Origin of the sequence: Streptomyces sp. NPDC046939, from assembly GCF_040644575.1 — a bacterium.
Classification (GTDB): Bacteria; Actinomycetota; Actinomycetes; order Streptomycetales; family Streptomycetaceae; genus Streptomyces.
In genome coordinates, this window is the sequence record NZ_JBEYWV010000010.1 from 113,294 (window position 1) to 132,855 (window position 19,562).

The window sequence follows — 19,562 nt, forward strand, 5'->3', positions numbered from 1 at the left end:
GCCCGGTCGGTGCGCGTCAGAGCAGGGCGGTGGCCTCCGCTGTGGAGAGGCCACCGCCCTCGGCGTGTGCCCGCCCGTACGCGGCGGCGTCGAGGAGCGCCCGCACCGCCGCCTCGGCGTCCGCGCGCCACTCGCGCTCCATCCGGGACCGGACGTGCCCGGTGGGCAGCGAGGCGTCGGACGCGCCGAGCAGCCGGGCCGCGAGCTCCGCGTCGCCGGGGCCGCCGCGCAGCGCGAGCGCCCGCGCGGCGGTGATCAGGTGCAGCGCCGCGAGGTTCGGCATGATCACGGCGGCCAGCGGGTCGGAGGCGAGCCCGATGGCGCGCACCGCGCCGGCGAGCGCCTTCTCGGCGTGCCCGTCCACGGCGTCGAGCATGGCCTCCATGCCGGTCGACATGCCGTGGAAGAAGGTGATGTCCGCGACCTTGAACTCGCCTCGCAGGGCGGCCAGTTGCTCGCGCGCCTCGGCGGTCCGCCCGGTCCCCGCGAGACGGCCGACGAGCATCATCCGGGCGGCGGGCCGCGCCTCGTTGCTGTGCCGGCTGCTGACGTCGAGGGTCTCCCACAGCATCCGCTCGCCCCGCTCGCCGTCCCCCTGTTCGATGGCGACCTGCCCGAGCCGCACCTTGAGGATCGTGGCCTGCGCGTGCGCGCCCATGGACTCGGCGAGGTCGCGGGCGCGGGCGTAGTCGGCGGCGGCGTCCGCGAACCGGCCGAGCTTCTCGTGGGCCTCGCCGCGCGAGGACAGCGCCTCCGCGACGCCCCACGCGTCGCCGAGCCGCGTGAACAGCTCCAGCGCCTCGTCGGCGTCGGCGAGCCCGGTGGGGGCGGTGTCGCTCCTGTTGGCCGCCATGTTGGCGCGGAACTGCAGGACGAGCGCCAGCTCCCAGTCGTAGCCCAGCTCACGACAGGTGCGTACGGTCGTGTCGGCCAGGTCGTTCATCTTGTCGAGCTGCCCTGTCATCAGGACGGCGAAGTACCAGATGTTGCCCGGGGTGCGGCACGCCTGCGGCAGGTCGGCGCGGTAGGTCTCACGGATGACGCGCAGCCTGGCCTGGCCCTCCTCGGACTGCCAGGTGTCCATCTCCATGTCCATGTAGCCCAGGCGGGCGAGGTGGACCTGGCGGCGGGCCTCGTCCAGAAGGTCGCCGGTGAGCGGCGGCGGCCTGTCGGTGCAGCGTTCCAGGAGCGGCGGCGCGGGCTTCGCGGGCCCGGCGAACGGGTCCGGGCCCAGCCCCGCGACCTCCTCCGACCACAGGCGGGCGTCGCTGCGCAGGTCCCGCATCTGCCAGAACCAGACCAGGGACAGGACGAGGCTGAGCGCCTCCTGCTCGTCCCGGCCCGCGACGGCGCGCCGCAGCGCGGAGCGGATGTTCTCGTAGTCCCGCTCGATCCGGGCGAGGGCGGCGCGCTGGCCGTGGCCGCGCAGCAACGGGTCGGTGGTGCGGACCAGTTCACGGAAGTACGTGAGATGGGCGCGCTCGGCGCCCGCCCGGTCGCCGGCCTCGTCCAGGCGCTCCCCCGCGTACTCGGCGACGGTCTCCAGGAGCCGGTAGCGCATCTCGCCGTCGTCGCCGTCGGGCGCGGCGACGACCAGCGACTTGTCGACCAGGGAGGCCAGCGCCTCCAGGGTGTCCGGGCCGCACACCGCCTCGGCGGCGGCCAGGTCGCAGCCGCCGCTGAAGACGGACAAGTGAGCGAGGACCGTGCGCTCGGGGGCGTCGAGCAGGTCCCACGACCAGTCGACCACCGCGCGCAGCGTCTGCTGGCGGGGCAGCGCGGTCCGGGCGCCCGAGGTCAGCAGGCGGAACCGGTCGTCCAGGCGGTCCGCGATCTGGCGCGGCGTGAGCATCCGCAGGCGAGCCGCGGCCAGCTCGATCGCGAGCGGCAGGCCGTCCAGGCGGCGGCAGATCTCGGCCACCGCCTCCGGCGCCTGCTCCACCGTGAACCCGGGGCGCACGGCGGCGCCCCGCTCCCCGAAGAGACGCAGCGCGTACGGCTCCGGCAGCGGCTCGACCGGGTACAGCGACTCGCCGGGAACGCCGAGGGGTTCGCGGCTCGTCGCGAGGACGGTGACGCCGGGGCAGTGCGCGAGGAGGTGCTCGGTGAGCGTGGCGGCGGCGTCGACCACGTGCTCGCAGTTGTCGAGGATGACCAGCATCCGGCGGCCCGTGCAGTGCTCGACCAGGCGGACCATCGGATCGTCGCCCTGCCGCTCGCTCGCCACGCGCAGCTCCTCCGCGCCCGCGCCGCGCAACACCGTCTCCCGTACCCCGAGCGCGCTCACGACCGCCTCCGGCACGGCCGCCGGATCGCTCACCGGCGCCAGCTCCGCCAGCCACGCGCCGTCCGGCAGCGCGTCCGCCATGCCGTCGGCCACCTCCTGCGACAGGCGCGTCTTGCCCGCGCCGCCGGGGCCGAGCAGCGTGACGAGGCGGACGCGGCCGAGGTCGGTACGGATCGCGTCGAGGTCGTCGCCGCGGCCGACGAAGGAGGTGAGGCGGGCGCGGAGGTTACCCCGGGCCTGCCGCCGCCCCGGCGCGGGCGCCTGCGGCGCCGGGTCAAGGAGCTCCTCGTACAGGGAGCGCAGCTCGGTGCCCGGGTCGGCGCCGAGGCGGTCCGCGAGTTCCCGCCGTACGTCCTCGTAGGCGGCCAGCGCCTCGGCGGCGCGGCCGACGTCGCGCAGGGCCCGTATGCGCAGCGCCTGCAACGGTTCGTCCAGCGGGTGCGCGTCGCACAGCGCGGACAGCTCGGGCAGCACCTCGTCGGCCCGGCCCAGCGCGAGGCGGGCGGCGAGCAGCGTGCGGCGCGCGTCCAGGCGGCGGGCGTCCCAGCGGGCCGCGTCCGCGGTGCGGTCCGGCAGGTCGGCGAGGGCGGGCCCGCGCCACAGGTCCAGCGCCTCCTCCAGGGCGTCGGCGGCCTTGACGGGGTCACCGTCGGCGAAGGCGCGGGCGCCGTCCGCGGTCAGCCGCTCGAACCGGAACAGGTCGACGTCCTCGGCGCCCGCCGCCAGCCGGTAGCCGCCCTCGCCGGACGCGATCGCCCCCGGGCCCAGCGCCCGGCGCAACCGCCCCACGAGCGCCTGCAGCGCGCCCGGCGCGTCCGCGGGTGGCTCGCTCCCCCACACCTCGTCGACGAGCACGGTGGCGGGCACGGGGCGGCCGGGGTGCAGGGCGAGCACGGTGAGCAGCCCGCGCAGGCGGGCTCCGCCGACCGGGACCGGGGTGCCGTCGTCGTGGAGTGCCTGGGTGGGGCCGAGGATGCGGTAGCGCACGGGGCCATTGTCGCCGGTTCTCGGGGGTGGGGGTTCGGGGTGGCGCCCTCGGGGTCGGGGGCCCGGTGTGCGATCGGCGTCCTCGCGTCTCGTCGTGGTTGCTCGCGCAGTTCCCCGCGCCCCCAGATGCGCACTGCGTGCGCCATCCCATCGGGGGCGTCGGCAGGCTTGCGGTACGTCGTGGTTGATCGCGCCGTTCCCCGCGCCCCTCAGATGCGCACTGCGTGCGCCATCTCATCGGGGACGTCGGCAGGCTTGCCGTGCGTCGTGGTTGATCGCGCCGTTCCCCGCGCCCCTCAGATGCGCACTGCGTGCGCCATCTCGTGTGGTCCCGGGCGCGTTCGGAACTCCTTTGTCGGGGTCGTGCGTTTTCGGGGTGGCGGGTACGTTCTGGGACGCTGGCCGCCATGCATCGTCGACGATCGGGAGCCCTCTCATGACCACCGCCACATCCCGGCGCGGCGACAGCCGGGTCAGCCCCGTCTTTCTCGGCATCGTCGCGGTCGCGGCCGTGTCCGGGTGGGCCGTGTGGACGGATTACGCCTCCGCGCCGGGGTTCGCCGTGTTCCTGTTCGTCACGGCCGCCTGGATCGTCTCCCTGTGCCTGCACGAGTACGCGCACGCCCGCACCGCCCTGCACAGCGGCGACATCACCATCGGGGCGAAGGGCTACCTGAGCCTGAACCCGCTGAAGTACACGCACGCCATGCTCAGCATCGTGCTCCCCGTCATCTTCGTGATCATGGGCGGGATCGGGCTGCCCGGCGGGGCCGTCTTCATCGAGCGGGGGCGGATCCAGGGCCGCTGGAAGCACAGCCTGATCTCGGCGGCGGGGCCGTTGACGAACGTGCTGTTCGCGGTCGTGTGCACGGCCCCGTTCTGGCTGGACGCGCTGGACGGGGTGCCGGACACGTTCCGCTACGCGCTCGGGTTCCTGGCCCTGCTCCAGGTGACGGCGGCGATCCTGAACTTCCTGCCGGTCCCGGGGCTCGACGGCTACGGGGTGATCGAGCCCTGGCTGTCGTACAACGTCAGGCGCCAGGTGGAACCCTTCGCGCCGTTCGGGCTGCTCGCCGTCTTCGCCGTGCTGTGGATCCCCGGCGTCAACCACTTCTTCTTCGACGCGGTCGACGCGCTGCTGCGCGCGCTCGGCGTCACGGAGTGGGACACGTACTGGGGCCAGCGCTTCTACCGGTTCTGGGAGGGCACCCCCGACATCTCCACCGTCACGCGGTCGTAGACGTCTTCTCCATCTTGGCCTTGCGCACGTAGAACCAGGTCATGTTCGACGTGATGCCCGCGATGAGGACCCACACGATCCCGAGGAAGCTGCCCTCCACGAAGGACACCACCGCCGCCGCCACGGCGAGGACGCAGACGACGAGGGCGAAGAGTGCGATGCGGGGCATGGGGTCGGCTCCAATACGGCACGGCTCGGTGTTCGCCGACCAGTGTCCCCCATGCCCCGCTGCCGGATGAAGCCGCCCTGAACGTACGGAAAAGATAAGGAACCGGCGGCAACGGGCGTTATACGTCCGTGACGCGCAGGCCCGCGTGTGCCTTGTAGCGGCGGTTGGTGGAGATGAGGTTGGCGACCAGGGACTCCACCTGGTGGACGTTGCGCAGGCGGCCCGCGAAGACGCCGCGCATGCCGGGGATGCGGGCGGCGAGGGCCTGGACGAGGTCGGTGTCGGCGCGGGACTCGCCGAGGACCATGACGTCCGTGTCGATCTGTTCGACCTCCGGGTCGGTGAGGAGCACGGCCGACAGGTGGTGGAAGGCGGCGGTGACGCGGGAGTCCGGGAGGAGCGCGGCGGCCTGCTCGGCGGCGCTGCCCTCCTCGGGCTTGAGGGCGTAGGCGCCCTTCTTGTCGAAGCCGAGCGGGTTGACGCAGTCGATGACGAGCTTGCCGGCCAGCTCCTCGCGCAGGGCTTCGAGGAGTGGGCCGTGTCCTTCCCAGGGCACGGCGACGATCACGATGTCGCTGCGGCGCGCGCACGCGGCGTTGTCGGCGCCCTCGATGCCCTGGCCGAGCTCCTCGGCGGCGGCCGCCGCGCGTTCGGCGGCGCGCGAGCCGATGATCACCTTCTGGCCGGCGCGGGCGAACCGGTAGGCGAGCCCCTTGCCCTGCGGGCCCGTGCCGCCGAGGACGCCGACGGTGAGCCCGGACACGTCGGGCAGGTCCCAGGGGTCCTTCTTCGCGGGTGCCTGCCCGCCGCTGGGCTGCCCGCTGTTCTGCGCGTTGTCACTGTCGCTGGTAGTCATGTCAGCGACCTTACTCAGCGGTCGGGCCCGGTGAGCGCGGCGACCGGGACGCGTCGGAAGGTGATCGTCCCGTACGCGGAGAAGTCCCCGGTCTCGTACAGCAGGCCGACGGTGACGTCGTCGACGCGGACGAGGTCGCTGTAGGCGGCGGGCAGGCCGTCGACGGTGTGGGCGGTGGTCCAGGTGGTGCCGCCGTCGACGCTGCGGCGGATCGTCATCAGGGCACGGGCCGACGGGTCGGCGGGGCCGGAGTGGAGCAGGACGTCCGGCTCGCCGAGGTGGAGCACGCTGCCCTCGACCACCGGTCCGGCGAGGCCCGCCTGCGGACGGAAGGGCTTGTGCAGGCTCTCGCCGCCGTCCAGGGAGTGGGCGTCGGCGCGAGTGCCGGGGGACGGCGAGTCGTTGCGGGCGTTGAAGTAGATCCGGCCGTCGGGGAGTTGGGCCGCCGTCGTCTCGTTGACGTTGATGTAGCCGTCCGGGTTGTCGTCGACGTAGCCGATCCGCCAGGTCGCGCCGTCGTCGTCGCTGAGGAGGCAGTGGCCGCCGTCGTACCTGCCCTCGGTGCCGGTGTCGGAGCCGGTGGGCGGCAGGGAGTGGTTGGCGGGGACGACGACGCGGCCCTCGCGGGTGAGCAGGGCGTGGCCGGGCGTCGTCGCGTACCAGCGCCAGGCCGGGAGCTTCACGTCGGCGGTGATCTCGGTGCCGGGGGCCCAGGTGGCGCCCGCGTCGTCGCTGTGCGTCACCCAGACGCGGCGCCCGTCGGCGGCGGCGACCCGGCCCCGGCGGATGGCGTCCTCGGTGGCGGCGGCCGCGTTGCGGACATGGACGAGCAGCACGCGGCCCGAGGCGAGCACGACGGGCGCGGGATTGCCCGCGAGGTCCCGGCCGTTGCGGACGACGACCTGGAGCGGGGACCAGGTGCGGCCGCCGTCCCGCGACCGGCGCAGCACGAGGTCGATGTCGCCGCTGTCGGCGGCGGAGGCCACCCGGCCCTCGCAGAAGGCCAGGAGCGTGCCGTCGTGCGCCGCCACGACGGCGGGGATGCGGAAACTGGCGTAGCCGTCCCGCCCGGCGCGGAACGGCACGGACGTCTCTCGCGGTTCGGAAAGCGCTCCGGTGTCGGTCATGGGCCCGTCATGCCCGCCATGTCTCTCGCCGAAGGCAATTCCAGGTGAACTCCCGGTGCGTTCGGCGGGCGGCGACCCGTACGGGCGGTCTTTTCGGTGAACGGGCGGGGCGCGTGCGCCGGGTGAGGCACCATGCGTGCCCATGGACGCCGTACGAGTAGCCCTGCTGCGTGAGGTCCTCGCCGGGACCGAGTGGCCCGCCGCCACCCGTCGCTTCGCCGGGACGCTGCGCACCTCGGTCGCGGCGCACGGGGGCGGCCTGCTCCTCGTGGGCTCCGCGACGTACGAGCCCTGGCACCTGGCCGCGCACCTGGTGGACGAGGCGGCCTGGTCGGGGATGCCCGAGCTGGCGCCGACCCTCGTACGTCATGCGGCGCGCCCCGACGACCCGGCGCACCTGGCGGTCGGCCTCGGGCGGCTCGCGGCGGCCAAGCGCGGGGAGACGCTCCTTGTGGTGGCGCCGGACGCGGCGGGCGCGCCCCTGCTTGAACGGGTCCACGACGCGCGCCGCGCCGGGGCGACGGTCCTCGCCCTGGACGCGGGCCCGGCGGGCAACGGCGACCTGCACGCCATGGCCCACGACGCGCTGAGCGTCCCCGGCGACACCGACCTCGACCTCGACACGGTGCAGCACCTGGTCAGCGCGGCGGCCGGGGAGAACGGCGGCCACACGACCCGCGCCCGCCGCACGTTCCGCGACCGCCTCTCCCGCCTGGCGGACCACCTGACGTCCCCGCCACCGGCCCGCTGGTAGCGCCCCCGGTTCCCTAGTCGTCGTCGCCGCGCGCGGCGCTGTCGTGCCAGCGCGGGTCGTTCTCCCACTCCAGGTTCTTCTCGCGGGCGGTGGCCATCGCGTGTTCCGCCTCCTGGCGGGACGGGTACGGGCCGAACCGGTCCTTGGCGGGGCACTCGGGCCCCTCCTCCACCTTGTGGTGCTCCAGGCAGTAGAACCATTCGCCCGGCTTGCCTGCGGTCCGCTTCTTGAACAGGGCCACGGCCGACTCCTCTCCTCAGACGCTCAGGGCCATGGTCCCCCACGGCCGCTCGTTACACTCGCTGGCATGTCTGGCCAGCCGACGCAGTCCGCGCAGTCCCCGTCCCACGTCCTCGTACCGGGACAGCAGTCCCCCGTCCGTTCCGTCCCCGGGAACATCCGGCGCCCCGAGTACGTCGGCAAGCCCGCGCCGACCCCGTACACGGGCCCCGAGGTGCAGACCCCGGAGACGATCGAGGCGATGCGGGTCGCGGGCCGGATCGCCGCGCGGGCGATGGCGGAGGCGGCGAAGGCGATCGCGCCCGGCGTCACCACGGACGAGCTGGACCGGATCGCGCACGAGTACATGTGTGACCACGGTGCCTACCCCTCGACGCTCGGATATCGCGGATTCCCCAAATCGCTGTGCACAAGCGTCAACGAGGTCATCTGCCACGGCATCCCCGACTCCACGGTGCTGCGCGACGGCGACATCATCAACCTCGACGTGACCGCGTACATCGGCGGCGTGCACGGCGACAACAACGCCACCTATCTGGTGGGCGACGTCGACGAGGAGTCCCGGCTGCTCGTCGAGCGGACCCGGGAGTCGCTGAACCGCGCCATCAAGGCCGTGAAGCCGGGCCGCCAGATCAACATCATCGGCCGCGTCATCGAGTCGTACGCCAAACGTTTCGGCTACGGCGTCGTCCGCGACTTCACCGGCCACGGCATCAACACGTCGTTCCACTCCGGCCTGATCGTCCCGCACTACGACAGCCCGCACGCGACGACCGTCATCCGGCCCGGCATGACGTTCACGATCGAGCCGATGCTGACGCTCGGCACCCACGAGTACGACATGTGGGAGGACGGCTGGACGGTCGTCACCAAGGACCGCAGGCGCACGGCCCAGTTCGAGCACACGCTGGTGGTGACGGAGACGGGGACGGAGATCCTCACGCTGCCGTAGCGCCGCCGACGCCCTGCTCAGGAGCCCGCCCCGACGACCGGGGCGGGCTCCTGGCGTTCCCGATCAAGAAAGCGGGTACCTTTTTACCGACAGCATGTCGGGAAAGCTGTTATGTTAGGTAAGGCTAACCTACCTAGACCCCGTCGGCGGAGGCCTTGCATGGATCCCTCGTTCTCCACTCTCATCCGCACCGCGTCGCACGAGCAGCACACCGAGGCCGAGACGTCGACGTTCATGAGCGACCTGCTCGGCGGCGCGCTCGGCGTCGACGCCTACACGCGGTACACGGAGCAACTGTGGTTCGTCTACCGGGCCCTGGAGAGCGGCGCCGAACGGCTGGCCGACGACCCCGTCGCCGGACCGTTCATCCAGCCCGAGCTGGAGCGCCTGCCCGAACTGGAGCGGGACCTGCGGCACCTGCGCGGTGACGACTGGCGGGACACGGTTTCCGCGCTGCCCGCCACTGAGGCGTACGCGGCGCGCATCGAGGAGTGCGTCGCCTCCTGGCCGGCCGGGTACGTGGCCCACCACTACACCCGCTACCTCGGCGATCTCTCCGGCGGTCAGATCATCCGGGACAAGGCCGAGCGGACGTGGGGGTTCGCGCGCAAGGGCGACGGTGTGCGGTTCTATGTGTTCGAGCGGGTCGGGAACCCGGCGGCGTTCAAGCGGGGGTATCGCGAGTTGCTCGACGGGATTCAGGTGGACGAGTTGGAGAAGCAGCGGGTCATTGCTGAGTGCAAGGCCGCGTTCGCTTTGAACACCGGGGTTTTTCGGGCTCTGGGTGAGGAGTTCTCCGCCGCCGCGTAGGGGTTGCCGTCTCGGGGCTCTGCCCCGGACCCCGCTCCTCAATCGCCGGAGGGGCTTGAATGTGCGGATCGGCTTCAGTCGCTCAGTCCGACCCTGCCGCCCACCTCGATCCATCCCTCCGGCTGAGGTGCCGTCAGGAGTTGGGAGCCTCTGCCCTGTCTGATGTTCAGGGCGCGCTCCAAGTGGGCCGTCAGGAGGAGGGCCGCCGCGCCCGTCGCCTCGTCCTCCTCGATGCCGTCGTTCCGGCCGGGAAAGGCGCGGGCCCGTACCCGGCCCGCGGCCTCGTCCTCCCAGGCCCAGGCGTAAATCCACTCTCCCGGAGGGGGCACGGGCAGGGCATCGACCTCGGCCGCCGAGCCGTACCGGCGCAGGGTGCGCGGCGGCGCCCATTCGGGGCGGGCCTCGATCCAGGTGAACTCCCCGTCGAGGCGGGTGGTGACGACGCCCGCGGGCACGACGAGTTCGGGCACGTCGAGCAGCCAGGCCGCGCCGACGCACGGGTGTCCGGCGAAGGGCAGGCGCAGGGTCGGGGTGTAGATGTCCAGGACGCCGCGCTCGGGGTCGTCGACGAACACCGTCTCGCTGAGGCCCAGCTCGCCCGCGAAGGCCTGGCGCCGGGCGCGGTCGGGCATCCGGGCGCCCTCGCGCACGACCGCGAGCCGGTTGCCGTGGCCGCCGTCGGGGCCGCAGAACACGTTCAGTACGTCGTAGTCCACGGGGGCAGTGAACCATGCGGGGCCGCACGGGAAAGAGCGTCCTTGACCGCTGCTTGACCGTTCCCTGGGTCGTCCGAGGGTCGCTTGTCTCCCCGCTGTGACCAGGTGGTTTCGATGAGAGGTGAATCACGGGACGAGCGGGTAGCACTAAGGGAAGCCTCATATAAGTTAGGGCCGCCTTAGCACCTGTTCTGTGCACGAGCTGTGCATTCCCCTCTGGAGCCCGCATGCGAGCCGTCCGTCTCTCCGTCGCCACCGCCGTCGCCACGGTGGCGGCCCTGACCGCCGTCACGGGCTGCACCGAGAAGAGCGACGCCAAGGGCGGCTCCGGCGCCATCAAGGTCACCGCCACCGACGACGGCTGCGAGGTGGCGAAGACCGAGTTCCCCGCCGGGCACGTCGAACTGGCCGTCGAGAACAAGGGCTCGCGCGTCACCGAGGTCGAGATCCTCTTCCCCGACGACCGCATCGTCTCCGAGCGCGAGAACATCGGCCCCGGCACCCGGCACACCCTGACCGCCGAGGTGAAGAGCGGCGACTACCGCATCGCCTGCATCCCCGGCATGAAGGGCAAGGGCCACCGCCAGGACGTGAAGGTCACCGGCGGCAAGGCCGCCGCCAAGCGCGACCCGCGCCTGGACAAGGCCGTCGCCGACTACCGGGCGTACGCGCAGGAGCAGGCCGACGCGACGCTGCCCCGCGTCAAGACGTTCACCGACGCCGTCCGCGCGGGTGATCTGGACGCGGCGAAGAAGGCGTACGCCGTCTCCCGCATCGGCTGGGAGCGCACCGAGCCGGTCGCCGAGTCCTTCGGCAACATCGACCCGAAGACCGACGCCCGCGCCGACGGCCTCGAAGAGGGCCAGAAGTGGACCGGCTGGCACCGTCTGGAGAAGGCGCTCTGGCAGGACAAGAAGATCGGCGCCGAGGAGAAGGCCCTCGCCACCCAGCTCGACAAGGACCTCGCGAGCTGGCAGCAGCGCGTCGGCAAGGCCGAGATCACCCCGACCTCGATGGCCAACGGCGCCAAGGAACTCCTCGACGAGGTCGCCACCGGCAAGGTCACCGGTGAGGAGGAGCGCTACTCGCACACCGACCTCGTCGACTTCAAGGGCAACGTCGAGGGCGCGGAGAAGGCGTACGACCTGCTCAAGCCCGTCGCCTCGGCCAACGACGCCGCCCTGACCAAGGAACTGGACAAGCAGTTCGCCGCGCTCGACAAGCTCCTCGCCACCTACCGCACGGACAAGAACACAGACCCGGACGCGTACACGTTCGTCTCCTACGACAAGGTCGGCAAGGCGGACCGCAAGGAGCTGTCCGACGCCGTCAACGCGCTCGCGGAGCCGCTGTCGAAGCTGGCCGCGGCCGTCGTCAAGTAGGCATCCATGGACAACCAGAACACGAACTCCCCGGCTCCGTCCCGGCGTTCGCTGCTCACCGCCGGGGGCGCCGGGCTCGCGCTGGGTGCCGTGGCCGCGGGCGGCGCCGTCGCCCTGGTCAGCTCCGACGGTGACGCCATGGAGCCCGCCGCGGAGTCGGGCGGCCCCGTACCGTTCTACGGCGAGCACCAGGCCGGGATCGCCACAGCGGTGCAGGACCGGCTGCACTTCGCCGCGTTCGACGTGAAGACCGACGACCGCGACGCGTTCGTGCAGCTCCTCAAGGACTGGACGGAGGCCGCCGCCCTGATGACCGAGGGGCGGCCGGTCGGCGACGGCGCGTACGGCGGGCTCGCCGAGGCGCCGCCGGACGACACCGGCGAGGCGCTCGGCCTCAAGGCGTCCCGGCTGACGCTGACCATCGGCTTCGGGCCGTCCCTCTTCGCGACGTACGGGAAGGCGTTCGGGATCGCCGACAAGCGGCCCGCCGCGCTGGTGGAGCTGCCGAAGTTCCCCGGCGACAACCTCGACAGGACGCGCAGCGGCGGTGACCTGTGCGTGCAGGCGTGCGCGGACGATCCGCAGGTCGCCGTGCACGCGATCCGCAACCTGGCCCGCATCGGCTTCGGCAAGGTCGCCATCCGCTGGTCGCAGCTCGGCTTCGGCAAGACGTCGTCGACGACCCCGGACGCGCAGACCCCTCGTAACCTGATGGGCTTCAAGGACGGCACCCGCAACATCGCGGGGACGGACACGAAGCGGCTCGACGCGCACGTATGGGCGGACGGCGGCGACGGCGCCGGGTGGATGAAGGGCGGCTCCTACCTCGTCGCCCGGCGGATCCGGATGAACATCGAGACGTGGGACCGCACCTCGCTCCAGGAGCAGGAGGACGTGTTCGGCCGCGACAAGGGCGAGGGCGCGCCCGTCGGCAAGGCGAAGGAGCGCGACGAGCCGTTCCTGAAGGCGATGAAGCCGGACGCGCACGTGCGGCTCGCGCACCCCGACACGAACGACGGGGCGACGCTCCTGCGCCGCGGCTACTCCTTCACCGACGGTACGGACGGCCTCGGGCGCCTGGACGCGGGGCTGTTCTTCCTCGCGTACCAGAAGGACCCGCGCACGGGGTTCATCCCGGTGCAGCGGCGCCTTGCGGCGCACGACGCGCTCAACGAGTACATCCAGCACGTGGGGTCCGCGGTGTTCGCGGTGCCGCCGGGTGTGCGGGACAGCAAGGACTGGTGGGGCCGCGGCCTCTTCGACGACACGGCGAGCACCAAGGGCGGGGCGTGACATGTTCGCGAACTATCTGATCGGGTTGCGCGAGGGCCTTGAGGCCAGCCTCGTCGTCTGCATCCTCATCGCCTACCTGGTGAAGACGGAGCGCAGGGACGCGCTGAAGCCCGTATGGCTGGGCATCGGTGTCGCCGTGTTCCTGGCGCTCGCGTTCGGCGCGGCCCTGGAGTTCGGCTCGCAGGAGATGACGTTCAAGGCGCAGGAGGCGCTCGGCGGCTCGCTGTCGATCATCGCCGTGGGCCTGGTGACGTGGATGGTGTTCTGGATGCGGCGCACCGCCCGGCACCTCAAGCGCGAGCTGCACGGGAAGCTGGACACGGCGCTGAGCGCGGGCACGGCCGCGCTCGTCGTCACCGCGTTCCTCGCCGTCGGCCGGGAGGGTCTGGAGACGTCCCTGTTCGTGTGGACGGCGGTGCACGCCACCGACAACGGCACGGTCGAACCGGTGGTCGGCGCACTCCTCGGCCTCGCCACGGCGGTGCTGCTCGGCTGGCTGTTCTACCGGGGCGCCCTGCGCATCAACCTGGCGAGGTTCTTCACGTGGACCGGCGCCATGCTGGTCGTCGTCGCCGCGGGCGTCCTCGCGTACGGCTTCCACGACCTCCAGGAGGCCGACTTCATCGGCGGTCTGAACAACTTGGCGTTCGACATCAGCTCCACCATCGCCCCCGACGGCTGGCTCGGCACGCTCCTGAAGGGCGTCCTCAACTTCCAGCCGGACCCGACGGTCCTCCAGGTCGTCGTCTGGTGTGTGTACCTGGTGCCGACCCTGGCCCTCTTCCTCGCCCCGCCCGGGCTGCTGTCCCGCAGGGGCGAGGCAGTGGGCGCCCCCTCTTCCCGGTAGGGTTCCGCCCCGGGAAGGGGAAGGTGAGAGCAACGTCATGAGCGAGGTCAGGATCGGGCTCGGCAGACCTGTCGCGGCAGCGGCGGCGGCAGTCGTGCTGTCCCTCACGGCGAGCGGCTGCGTGACCGTGCACGGGGAGCTCGAAATCGTGCCCACGACCACGAAGGCGCAGGCCGCACGCGCGCTGGACACCTTCGTCACCGCCTACAACAAGGCGGACGAGAAGTACGACCGCACGGCCGACGCCAAGTACGTCACCGGGGCGCTCGGCGCCATCGACGCGGCCAAGCTGAAGGCGGGCCGCGCGGTGGACCCGCAGGGCAACCCGAACTACAAGCCGCTCGAACTCACCGACTCGCACTTCACCATCCCGAAGAAGGCCGGCTGGCCGCGCTGGTTCGTCACCGACAGCGCCAACAACCGCGTCACGGACTCCCGCTGGGTCATGGTGTTCACCCGCGACGACGTCGACGAGCCATGGGCGGTCTCCTACCTGACCGTGTTCCACGGCAACACCCTCCCCAAGTTCAAGAAGGACGCGGACGGCTGGGCCGAGGCCGTCGCCGCCGACGACGACAAGCTCGCGATGCGCCCCGCCGACCTGAGCAAGAAGTACGCCGCCTACCTCAAGGACGGCGGGGACGGGTTCGCGGCCGGGCCCTACACCTCCGAGTGGCGCGCGGCGCGGAAGAAGAACGCCACGCGGCCCGGCCTGGCCACGCAGTTCATCGACGAGCCGCTCACGTCCGGCGACTACGCGCCGCTCGCGCTGCGCACCGAGGACGGCGGGGCGCTCGTCTTCTTCGTGACACGGCGCTACGAGAAGCAGACCGCGTTCGCGGGCAGCGACCTTCCGGCGATCAGCCCCAGTGTGAAGGCGTTGATGACCGGGGACGCGAAGCAGTCGGTGACGTACGGGTTCGTGTCCAACCAGACGGCCCTGGTCGGATCCGGCACCGGAGAGGGTGTCCAGGTCCTGAACCGGGTCGAGGGGATCACCACCGCCGAGGGGTCTTAGAGCCTGTCTTTGAACCCCCGTCGTCCGCGCGAAGCGCGGGCGCAGCGGCGAGCGTGCGTGCCGGGCGTCGGGGCGCAGGCGGGGGTTCAAAGACAGGCTCTTAGGGACCCCTAGGGCCAGGCCGACTCGTAGGTCGGTTCCGCTCCCGCGTGGCGGGCGCAGGCGTCCGTCAGGGGTTCCAGGAGGGTGAGCGGGTCGGGCAGCGGGTGTTCGGGGCCGCGCAGCCAGTCGACCGTGCGGTCGCCGGGGAGCCGGGCCGGGGGCACCAGGACGTAGGAGCCGCGGCAGTGCCAGCGCAGGCCGGGGTGTTCGTCCATCGTCTCGGGGTGGCAGTCCAGCTCGCAGGGCCACCACTCGTCCTCGTCCTCGGGCGTGCCGCGCGTCGCCGTGAAGAAGAGCATGCGGTCGCCGCCGGAGACGGCTACGGGGCCGACGTCGACGCCGGTCGACAGCAGGCGCTCCAGCGCCTCGCGCCCCGCCTCGACCGGTACGTCCAGGACATCGTGGACCATGCCGGTCGCGGTGATGAAGTTGGCCTGCGGCTGGTGCCGGGCCCAGCGCTCGATCTGCGCGCGGTCCGTCGTGGACTGGGTCTGCCAGGCGAAGGAGACGGGGTGGCGGCCGGGGGTCGGACAGCCGATGCGGTTGCACGAACATCGGTAGTCGACGGGGTGGGCGGCCGGGGCGAGCGGCAGTCCGGCGGCGGCAGCGGCGAGCAGCAGGGATTCGCGGTCCACGTCCGTCGGGCTCTCCTTCGGGCCCCGGCCCGACCTCAGCCACCGGGTGAACCTGTTCAGGCCCGAACGTGCGCTGTCACCGTGCTCCGCGCCCATCTATCCCCTTGCCACACCATCGCCGTCGAGCCGGGTGCCGGTTGATACCCGGACCACCATGGTCCCACCATCCCGCGTCCGAAGGGGCCACAGGGTGTCATTGCCCTGTTTGTATGCATTTACGGACCTACGGTGGTCGGCATGGTTGCCATGGCCGCCCTCGCCGCGAGAACCGTGCCGGTCACCGTGCTCACCGGCGCGCTCTCCCTGACCGTCCTGGCCTTCGCGCCGGCGCTCGGCCGGGGCGCGGGACCGCTCACCGTGGACTCGCTGCCCCGAATCACATACACCGCGCACCGCGGCGGCGCCCTGGAGGTGCCGGAGAACAGCATGGCGGGCCTCGCCGCCGCCTTCGTACGGGGCAGCGCGCGAGTCCTCGACTTCGACACGCGGATGCTGCGCGACGGCACGCTCGTCGTCCTGCACGACGCGACCCTGGACCGCACCACCACCGCGCACGGCCCGGTGGCGGCGCTGGACCGGGCGGCCTGGGAGGGCGTGCGGCTGCGGCCCGACGCGTCGCTGCCGGGTCACTGGCCCCGGGAGCGGCCGCCGACCGTCGCGGAGGTCCTCGACCGGTTCGGCGGCCGGACCGTGCTGATGCTGGAGGCGAAGGACCCGCGCTCCCTGACCGGTCTTGCCCGGCTGATCCGGGTACGGGGCCTGACCCGCTCGGTGCTCGTCAACTCCAACCGCCCGGCCGTCGCCGAGCGCGCGCACCGGCTCGGCCTGGTCACGCAGGTGTGGCGCTCGGCGCGGCAGATGCGGACCGACCGGCCCCGGCGCTGGGCCGCGTACGTCGACGTCCTGGACATGGATCACACGGCCCGCGACGCCGACCTCCTGCGGGCGGTGCGCTCCGGGGTGCCGCACGTGTGGGCGCACACCGTGAACACGCCCGGGGACCGCGACCGGGTGCTGCGGCTCGGCTGCGACGGGGTGATCACGGACGCGCCGGGCCTGCTCGCGGCCACGTCCATGGTCGCGGCTACCGCTCCTGGGGGCGGGCGCTGATCCCGTAGAGGGCGTACTCGACGAGGCGGTCGGCGTAGGCGTGGTCGAGCGGGCCCGTCTCCTGGAGCCAGCGCTGGGCGAGCGGGCCCGAGAACAGGTCGCGGGCGATCTCGGGGTCGACGTCGGCGCGGACCTGGCCCGCGTCCTGCGCGGCGCGCAGCCGGGCGGCGTACAGCTCCAGGCCCGGCATGAGGAGCTTGGCGACGAACTCGCGGGCGAAGTCGCGGTTGGCGACGCCCTCGGCGGCGAGCGCGCGGGCCGGGGCGTCGAAGCGGGGGTCGAGGAGTTCGTCGACGGTGGCGCGGAGCACGATCTTGAGGTCGGCCTCCAGGTCGCCGGTGTCGGGCAGGGCGACCGGGTTGAGCGGCACGTCGGGGTGGTGTTCGGCGGCGGCCTGCTGGTTCCGCTCGTTGAGGTCGATGAACGCCTCCATGAGCACCTGCGCCTTCGAGCCCCACCAGCGGTAGATCGTCTGCTTGCCGACACCGGCGCGGGCGGCGATGCCCTCGATGGTCGTACGGGGGTAGCCGATCTCCCCGACCAGGGCGAGTGCGGCGTCGTAGATCGCCCGGCGCGAGCGCTCGCTGCGGCGGGCGGAGTCGGGGGCCGTCTTCTTCTGGCCCTGGGCCTGGGCTTGGGCGCGACTGGGGGTAGCGGACATGGTTCGAATGTAGCAGCGAGCGAGGCGAGACGTACCGTCTCGAAAATGCTTGACAAGACGATACGTCTCGTTCAGAGTGGACCACGTCAGGCAGTCGGCCCGACACCCGACGAAGAGGAAAGAGGCGGACCATGACCCGAGGCGGAGCAGGCGGCATGCTGGGCGTCGGCGGCACGCGCCGTCACCTCTCCCGCAAGGCGCTGCGCGGCGGCGGCCGGGGCGGACAGGTGGGCGGGGGCACCGATCCCGTGGCGCAGAAGCGGGAGTTGTTGCGGAAGTTGCAGGAGAGGCGCGACACCGACACCACCCGGTGAATCCGGGCCGTGAACCACCCGTTCGGTTCACAGCCGAGAGGGCTCCTCCGACCGCACCATGGGCGCACCAGACCCCTGCGGTGGTGAGGAGCCCTCATTGCGTGAGCAGTCTCCCGGGTGTTCCGTCGAACGACGCGCCACACCCCGGCGCTATCTGATGTGCCCACCGGCACACTTCAAGGTCACCTACTCGATCAATCCGTGGATGGACCCGGCGAAACCCGTCGACGTCCCGCTCGCCGTCGCGCAGTGGGAGGACCTGTGCGACCGGTACCGCTCCCTCGGCCACACCGTCGAGGTGCTCGACCCGCTGCCCGGACTCCCCGACATGGTCTACGCGGCCAACGGCGCGACCGTCGTCGACGGGCGGGTCCTCGGGGCGCGGTTCGCCTACCCGGAGCGGGCCGGCGAGGCCGCCGCCCACCTCGCCTGGTTCCGCTCCCACGGCTACGCCGACGTGCACGAACCCGTCCACGTCAACGAAGGCGAGGGGGACTTCGCCGTCACCGCCTCCTATGTCCTCGCCGGGCGCGGGTTCCGCGCCTCGCCGCTCTCGCACGGCGAGGCGCAGGAGGTGTTCGGGCGGCCCGTCATCGGGCTCGACCTCGTCGACCCGCGCTTCTACCACCTGGACACGGCGCTCGCCGTTCTCGACGACCGGTGCGACGAGGTCATGTACTACCCGCCGGCGTTCTCGGCGGGTAGTCAGGGAGTGCTGCGGCGGTTGTTTCCCGACGCGCTGATCGCCGATGAGGCCGACGCGGTCGCCTTTGGGTTGAACTCGGTTTCGGACGGGCGGCATGTGCTTCTGCCGCAGGCTGCCGCCGGGTTGTTCTCGGCGCTCAGGGAGCGGGGGTTTGTGCCGGTTCCCATGGATCTGTCCGAGCTTTTGAAGGGGGGCGGGAGTGTGAAGTGCTGCACGCTTGAGCTTCGCTGAGCCGGATTGCCCCATCGCCGTGGGGCGCGGGGGTCGTTGGCGGACAGCGGTTCATCGTGGCTGGTCGCGCCCACGCGGCGGAGCCGCAAATCGATACAGCCCGCGCCCCTGTCGGGGCCATTCGTCGCCCCAGTTCACATTGCGTGCCCGCTTGTACTCCTCCCCATGCTTCTTCGTCACCGTCGTTCTGGTCAGGGCCACCTCCGGTACGCACAGGTCCAGGAGTACCTGGCCCTTGCGGATCTGGGGGCGGCGGACCACTCGGGACGGGGCCGGGGCCGGGGGGAAGCGGGTCGCCGCGACGTAGGAGAACTTCTCGTCCTCGTACGCCAGTGAGCCGCCCTTGACCTGCCTGTGCAGGGAGGAGCGGCTGACCCGGGCCGAGAAGTGGCACCAGTCCTCGCCGGGGACGATCGGGCAGCGGTCGCTGTGCGGGCAGGGGGCCGCGACGTGGAAGCCCGCCGCGACGAGGCGGTCGCGGGCCTCGATGATCCGGGTGTAGCCGTCGGGCGTGCCGGGCTCGATGACGACGACGGCCTCGGTCGCGGCCCCGGCGGCGGCGTCGACCACGGCCGCGCGGTCGGCGGCCGTCAGCTCCTTCAGGACGTACGAGATCGTCACCAGGCCCGTGGGATCCAGGGGGCCGCCCGTGCCGATGCGGGCGCGTTCCCAGTGGACGTCGCTGGTCAACTGCGGGTCGGCCGACGCCAGTTCGCGGCCCAGCGCCAGTGCGGGTTCCGACCAGTCGAGGACCGTCGTCGGGCGCGGCGCCGGCCACACCGCGCGGGCCGCCCAGACCGCCGCGCCGGTGCCGCCGCCGATGTCGAGGTGGCCGGAGGGCGCCCAGTCGGCGGGCGCGGCGGCGGCGAGCGCGTCGAGGCCGCTCGCGACCGCCTCGAACGTGGCCGGCATCCGGTACGCCGCGTACGCCGCCACGTCCGCCCGGTCGCGCAGGATCGGCGCGTCGGTCGGGGTGGTGCCCCGGTAGTTCGCGATCAGCCGCTCCACGGCGCGCGCCGCCTGGGTGGGCGGCAGCCCGTCGAGGAGCCCGGCGAGCGCGGCGCGCAGGGTCTCGGCGGGGTCGGTGGGCGCGGAGTGCGAGGTGGGGTGGGTCGGGGCGTTCAC

20 protein-coding genes are annotated in these 19,562 nt (G+C 72.4%); 11 read left to right on the forward strand and 9 right to left on the reverse strand.

Annotation, left to right across the window (positions count from 1 at the left end):
- Window positions 1-16: 16 nt before the first annotated feature.
- Window positions 17-3,274, reverse strand: a complete 3,258-nt coding sequence (locus ABZ877_RS13575) for a BTAD domain-containing putative transcriptional regulator (RefSeq protein ID WP_361069212.1) — start codon at window positions 3,272-3,274, stop codon at window positions 17-19.
- Window positions 3,275-3,710: 436 nt separating this feature from the next.
- Between ABZ877_RS13575 and ABZ877_RS13580 the strand changes: the two genes are divergently transcribed.
- Window positions 3,711-4,514: a site-2 protease family protein gene (locus ABZ877_RS13580; protein WP_361069215.1), complete on the forward strand. Its 804-nt coding sequence runs from the start codon at window positions 3,711-3,713 to the stop codon at window positions 4,512-4,514.
- Here the strand turns inward: ABZ877_RS13580 and ABZ877_RS13585 are convergent.
- The 3 genes from ABZ877_RS13585 to ABZ877_RS13595 form a co-directional block, all read right to left on the reverse strand.
- Window positions 4,501-4,683 (reverse strand): hypothetical protein, encoded by a 183-nt coding sequence (locus tag ABZ877_RS13585; protein WP_361069218.1) that lies wholly within the window; start codon window positions 4,681-4,683, stop codon window positions 4,501-4,503. The two genes, ABZ877_RS13580 and ABZ877_RS13585, sit on opposite strands and share 14 nt — an antisense overlap.
- 118 nt (window positions 4,684-4,801) lie before the next feature.
- Entirely contained in the window at window positions 4,802-5,539 is a 738-nt protein-coding gene (npdG, locus tag ABZ877_RS13590; protein WP_361069221.1) for an NADPH-dependent F420 reductase, read from the reverse strand.
- A gap of 14 nt (window positions 5,540-5,553) precedes the next feature.
- On the reverse strand, window positions 5,554-6,666 hold the full coding sequence (locus tag ABZ877_RS13595; RefSeq protein ID WP_361069224.1) for a sialidase family protein: 1,113 nt from the start codon (window positions 6,664-6,666) through the stop codon (window positions 5,554-5,556).
- 142 nt (window positions 6,667-6,808) lie between these two features.
- Here ABZ877_RS13595 and ABZ877_RS13600 point away from each other — a divergent pair, with 142 nt between their 5' ends.
- Entirely contained in the window at window positions 6,809-7,420 is a 612-nt protein-coding gene (locus ABZ877_RS13600) for a hypothetical protein (protein ID WP_361069226.1), read from the forward strand.
- Between the two features lie 13 nt (window positions 7,421-7,433).
- On the opposite strand, the gene ABZ877_RS13605 is transcribed toward ABZ877_RS13600, so the two are convergent.
- Window positions 7,434-7,661 carry a hypothetical protein gene (locus ABZ877_RS13605; RefSeq protein WP_361069229.1) on the reverse strand — a complete coding sequence of 76 codons (228 nt, stop codon included), beginning with the start codon at window positions 7,659-7,661 and terminating at the stop codon, window positions 7,434-7,436.
- A 66-nt stretch (window positions 7,662-7,727) separates the two neighbouring features.
- Between ABZ877_RS13605 and map the strand changes: the two genes are divergently transcribed.
- The gene (gene map, locus ABZ877_RS13610) at window positions 7,728-8,612 is read left to right on the forward strand and encodes a type I methionyl aminopeptidase (protein WP_361069232.1); all 885 of its coding nucleotides are present in this window, start codon (window positions 7,728-7,730) and stop codon (window positions 8,610-8,612) included.
- A gap of 159 nt (window positions 8,613-8,771) precedes the next feature.
- Complete coding sequence (locus ABZ877_RS13615; protein ID WP_361069235.1) at window positions 8,772-9,422, forward strand: biliverdin-producing heme oxygenase; 651 nt, start codon at window positions 8,772-8,774, stop codon at window positions 9,420-9,422.
- Between the two features lie 74 nt (window positions 9,423-9,496).
- On the opposite strand, the gene ABZ877_RS13620 is transcribed toward ABZ877_RS13615, so the two are convergent.
- A complete protein-coding gene (locus ABZ877_RS13620) occupies window positions 9,497-10,138 on the reverse strand; it encodes a PhzF family phenazine biosynthesis protein (RefSeq protein ID WP_361069238.1) in 642 nt (213 codons plus the stop codon).
- 227 nt (window positions 10,139-10,365) lie between these two features.
- Between ABZ877_RS13620 and efeO the strand changes: the two genes are divergently transcribed.
- From efeO to ABZ877_RS13640, 4 genes are read left to right on the forward strand one after another with little or no spacing between them, the layout of a single operon-like run.
- Window positions 10,366-11,520 carry an iron uptake system protein EfeO gene (gene efeO / locus ABZ877_RS13625; RefSeq protein ID WP_361069241.1) on the forward strand — a complete coding sequence of 385 codons (1,155 nt, stop codon included), beginning with the start codon at window positions 10,366-10,368 and terminating at the stop codon, window positions 11,518-11,520.
- Between the two features lie 6 nt (window positions 11,521-11,526).
- Entirely contained in the window at window positions 11,527-12,813 is a 1,287-nt protein-coding gene (gene efeB / locus ABZ877_RS13630; protein ID WP_361069244.1) for an iron uptake transporter deferrochelatase/peroxidase subunit, read from the forward strand.
- 1 nt (window position 12,814) lies between these two features.
- The gene (gene efeU, locus ABZ877_RS13635) at window positions 12,815-13,660 is read left to right on the forward strand and encodes an iron uptake transporter permease EfeU (protein WP_361069247.1); all 846 of its coding nucleotides are present in this window, start codon (window positions 12,815-12,817) and stop codon (window positions 13,658-13,660) included.
- A gap of 37 nt (window positions 13,661-13,697) precedes the next feature.
- A complete protein-coding gene (locus ABZ877_RS13640; protein ID WP_361069250.1) occupies window positions 13,698-14,678 on the forward strand; it encodes a hypothetical protein in 981 nt (326 codons plus the stop codon).
- Between the two features lie 110 nt (window positions 14,679-14,788).
- Here the strand turns inward: ABZ877_RS13640 and ABZ877_RS13645 are convergent, their stop codons facing one another.
- Window positions 14,789-15,511 (reverse strand): bifunctional DNA primase/polymerase, encoded by a 723-nt coding sequence (locus tag ABZ877_RS13645; RefSeq protein WP_361069253.1) that lies wholly within the window; start codon window positions 15,509-15,511, stop codon window positions 14,789-14,791.
- A gap of 141 nt (window positions 15,512-15,652) precedes the next feature.
- Between ABZ877_RS13645 and ABZ877_RS13650 the strand changes: the two genes are divergently transcribed.
- Entirely contained in the window at window positions 15,653-16,525 is an 873-nt protein-coding gene (locus ABZ877_RS13650) for a glycerophosphodiester phosphodiesterase (protein WP_361069255.1), read from the forward strand.
- Here ABZ877_RS13650 and ABZ877_RS13655 read toward each other — a convergent pair.
- Window positions 16,500-17,186, reverse strand: a complete 687-nt coding sequence (locus tag ABZ877_RS13655; protein WP_361069258.1) for a TetR/AcrR family transcriptional regulator — start codon at window positions 17,184-17,186, stop codon at window positions 16,500-16,502. The two genes, ABZ877_RS13650 and ABZ877_RS13655, sit on opposite strands and share 26 nt — an antisense overlap.
- Window positions 17,187-17,317: 131 nt before the next feature.
- Here ABZ877_RS13655 and ABZ877_RS13660 point away from each other — a divergent pair, with 131 nt between their 5' ends.
- Together ABZ877_RS13660 and ddaH are read left to right on the forward strand one after the other, a co-directional pair.
- Window positions 17,318-17,500 (forward strand): DUF6243 family protein, encoded by a 183-nt coding sequence (locus ABZ877_RS13660; RefSeq protein WP_361069261.1) that lies wholly within the window; start codon window positions 17,318-17,320, stop codon window positions 17,498-17,500.
- A 157-nt stretch (window positions 17,501-17,657) separates the two neighbouring features.
- Window positions 17,658-18,437: a dimethylargininase gene (gene ddaH, locus ABZ877_RS13665; protein WP_361069467.1), complete on the forward strand. Its 780-nt coding sequence runs from the start codon at window positions 17,658-17,660 to the stop codon at window positions 18,435-18,437.
- A gap of 51 nt (window positions 18,438-18,488) precedes the next feature.
- Here ddaH and ABZ877_RS13670 read toward each other — a convergent pair whose 3' ends face one another.
- Window positions 18,489-19,562 (reverse strand): small ribosomal subunit Rsm22 family protein, encoded by a 1,074-nt coding sequence (locus ABZ877_RS13670; RefSeq protein WP_361069264.1) that lies wholly within the window; start codon window positions 19,560-19,562, stop codon window positions 18,489-18,491.

Excerpts from the sequence above, each read along its gene's own strand:
- ABZ877_RS13645 (WP_361069253.1), bottom strand. The coding sequence starts at position 15,511 with ATGGGCGCGGAGCACGGTGACAGCGCACGTTCGGGCCTGAACAGGTTC.
- ABZ877_RS13580 (WP_361069215.1), top strand. The coding sequence starts at position 3,711 with ATGACCACCGCCACATCCCGGCGCGGCGACAGCCGGGTCAGCCCCGTC.
- efeB (WP_361069244.1), top strand. The coding sequence starts at position 11,527 with ATGGACAACCAGAACACGAACTCCCCGGCTCCGTCCCGGCGTTCGCTG.
- ABZ877_RS13660 (WP_361069261.1), top strand. The coding sequence starts at position 17,318 with ATGACCCGAGGCGGAGCAGGCGGCATGCTGGGCGTCGGCGGCACGCGC.
- ABZ877_RS13585 (WP_361069218.1), bottom strand. The coding sequence starts at position 4,683 with ATGCCCCGCATCGCACTCTTCGCCCTCGTCGTCTGCGTCCTCGCCGTG.
- efeO (WP_361069241.1), top strand. The coding sequence starts at position 10,366 with ATGCGAGCCGTCCGTCTCTCCGTCGCCACCGCCGTCGCCACGGTGGCG.
- ddaH (WP_361069467.1), top strand. The coding sequence starts at position 17,658 with ATGTGCCCACCGGCACACTTCAAGGTCACCTACTCGATCAATCCGTGG.
- ABZ877_RS13650 (WP_361069255.1), top strand. The coding sequence starts at position 15,653 with ATGGTTGCCATGGCCGCCCTCGCCGCGAGAACCGTGCCGGTCACCGTG.
- ABZ877_RS13640 (WP_361069250.1), top strand. The coding sequence starts at position 13,698 with ATGAGCGAGGTCAGGATCGGGCTCGGCAGACCTGTCGCGGCAGCGGCG.
- map (WP_361069232.1), top strand. The coding sequence starts at position 7,728 with ATGTCTGGCCAGCCGACGCAGTCCGCGCAGTCCCCGTCCCACGTCCTC.
- ABZ877_RS13595 (WP_361069224.1), bottom strand. The coding sequence starts at position 6,666 with ATGACCGACACCGGAGCGCTTTCCGAACCGCGAGAGACGTCCGTGCCG.
- ABZ877_RS13615 (WP_361069235.1), top strand. The coding sequence starts at position 8,772 with ATGGATCCCTCGTTCTCCACTCTCATCCGCACCGCGTCGCACGAGCAG.
- ABZ877_RS13655 (WP_361069258.1), bottom strand. The coding sequence starts at position 17,186 with ATGTCCGCTACCCCCAGTCGCGCCCAAGCCCAGGCCCAGGGCCAGAAG.
- npdG (WP_361069221.1), bottom strand. The coding sequence starts at position 5,539 with ATGACTACCAGCGACAGTGACAACGCGCAGAACAGCGGGCAGCCCAGC.
- ABZ877_RS13600 (WP_361069226.1), top strand. The coding sequence starts at position 6,809 with ATGGACGCCGTACGAGTAGCCCTGCTGCGTGAGGTCCTCGCCGGGACC.
- efeU (WP_361069247.1), top strand. The coding sequence starts at position 12,815 with ATGTTCGCGAACTATCTGATCGGGTTGCGCGAGGGCCTTGAGGCCAGC.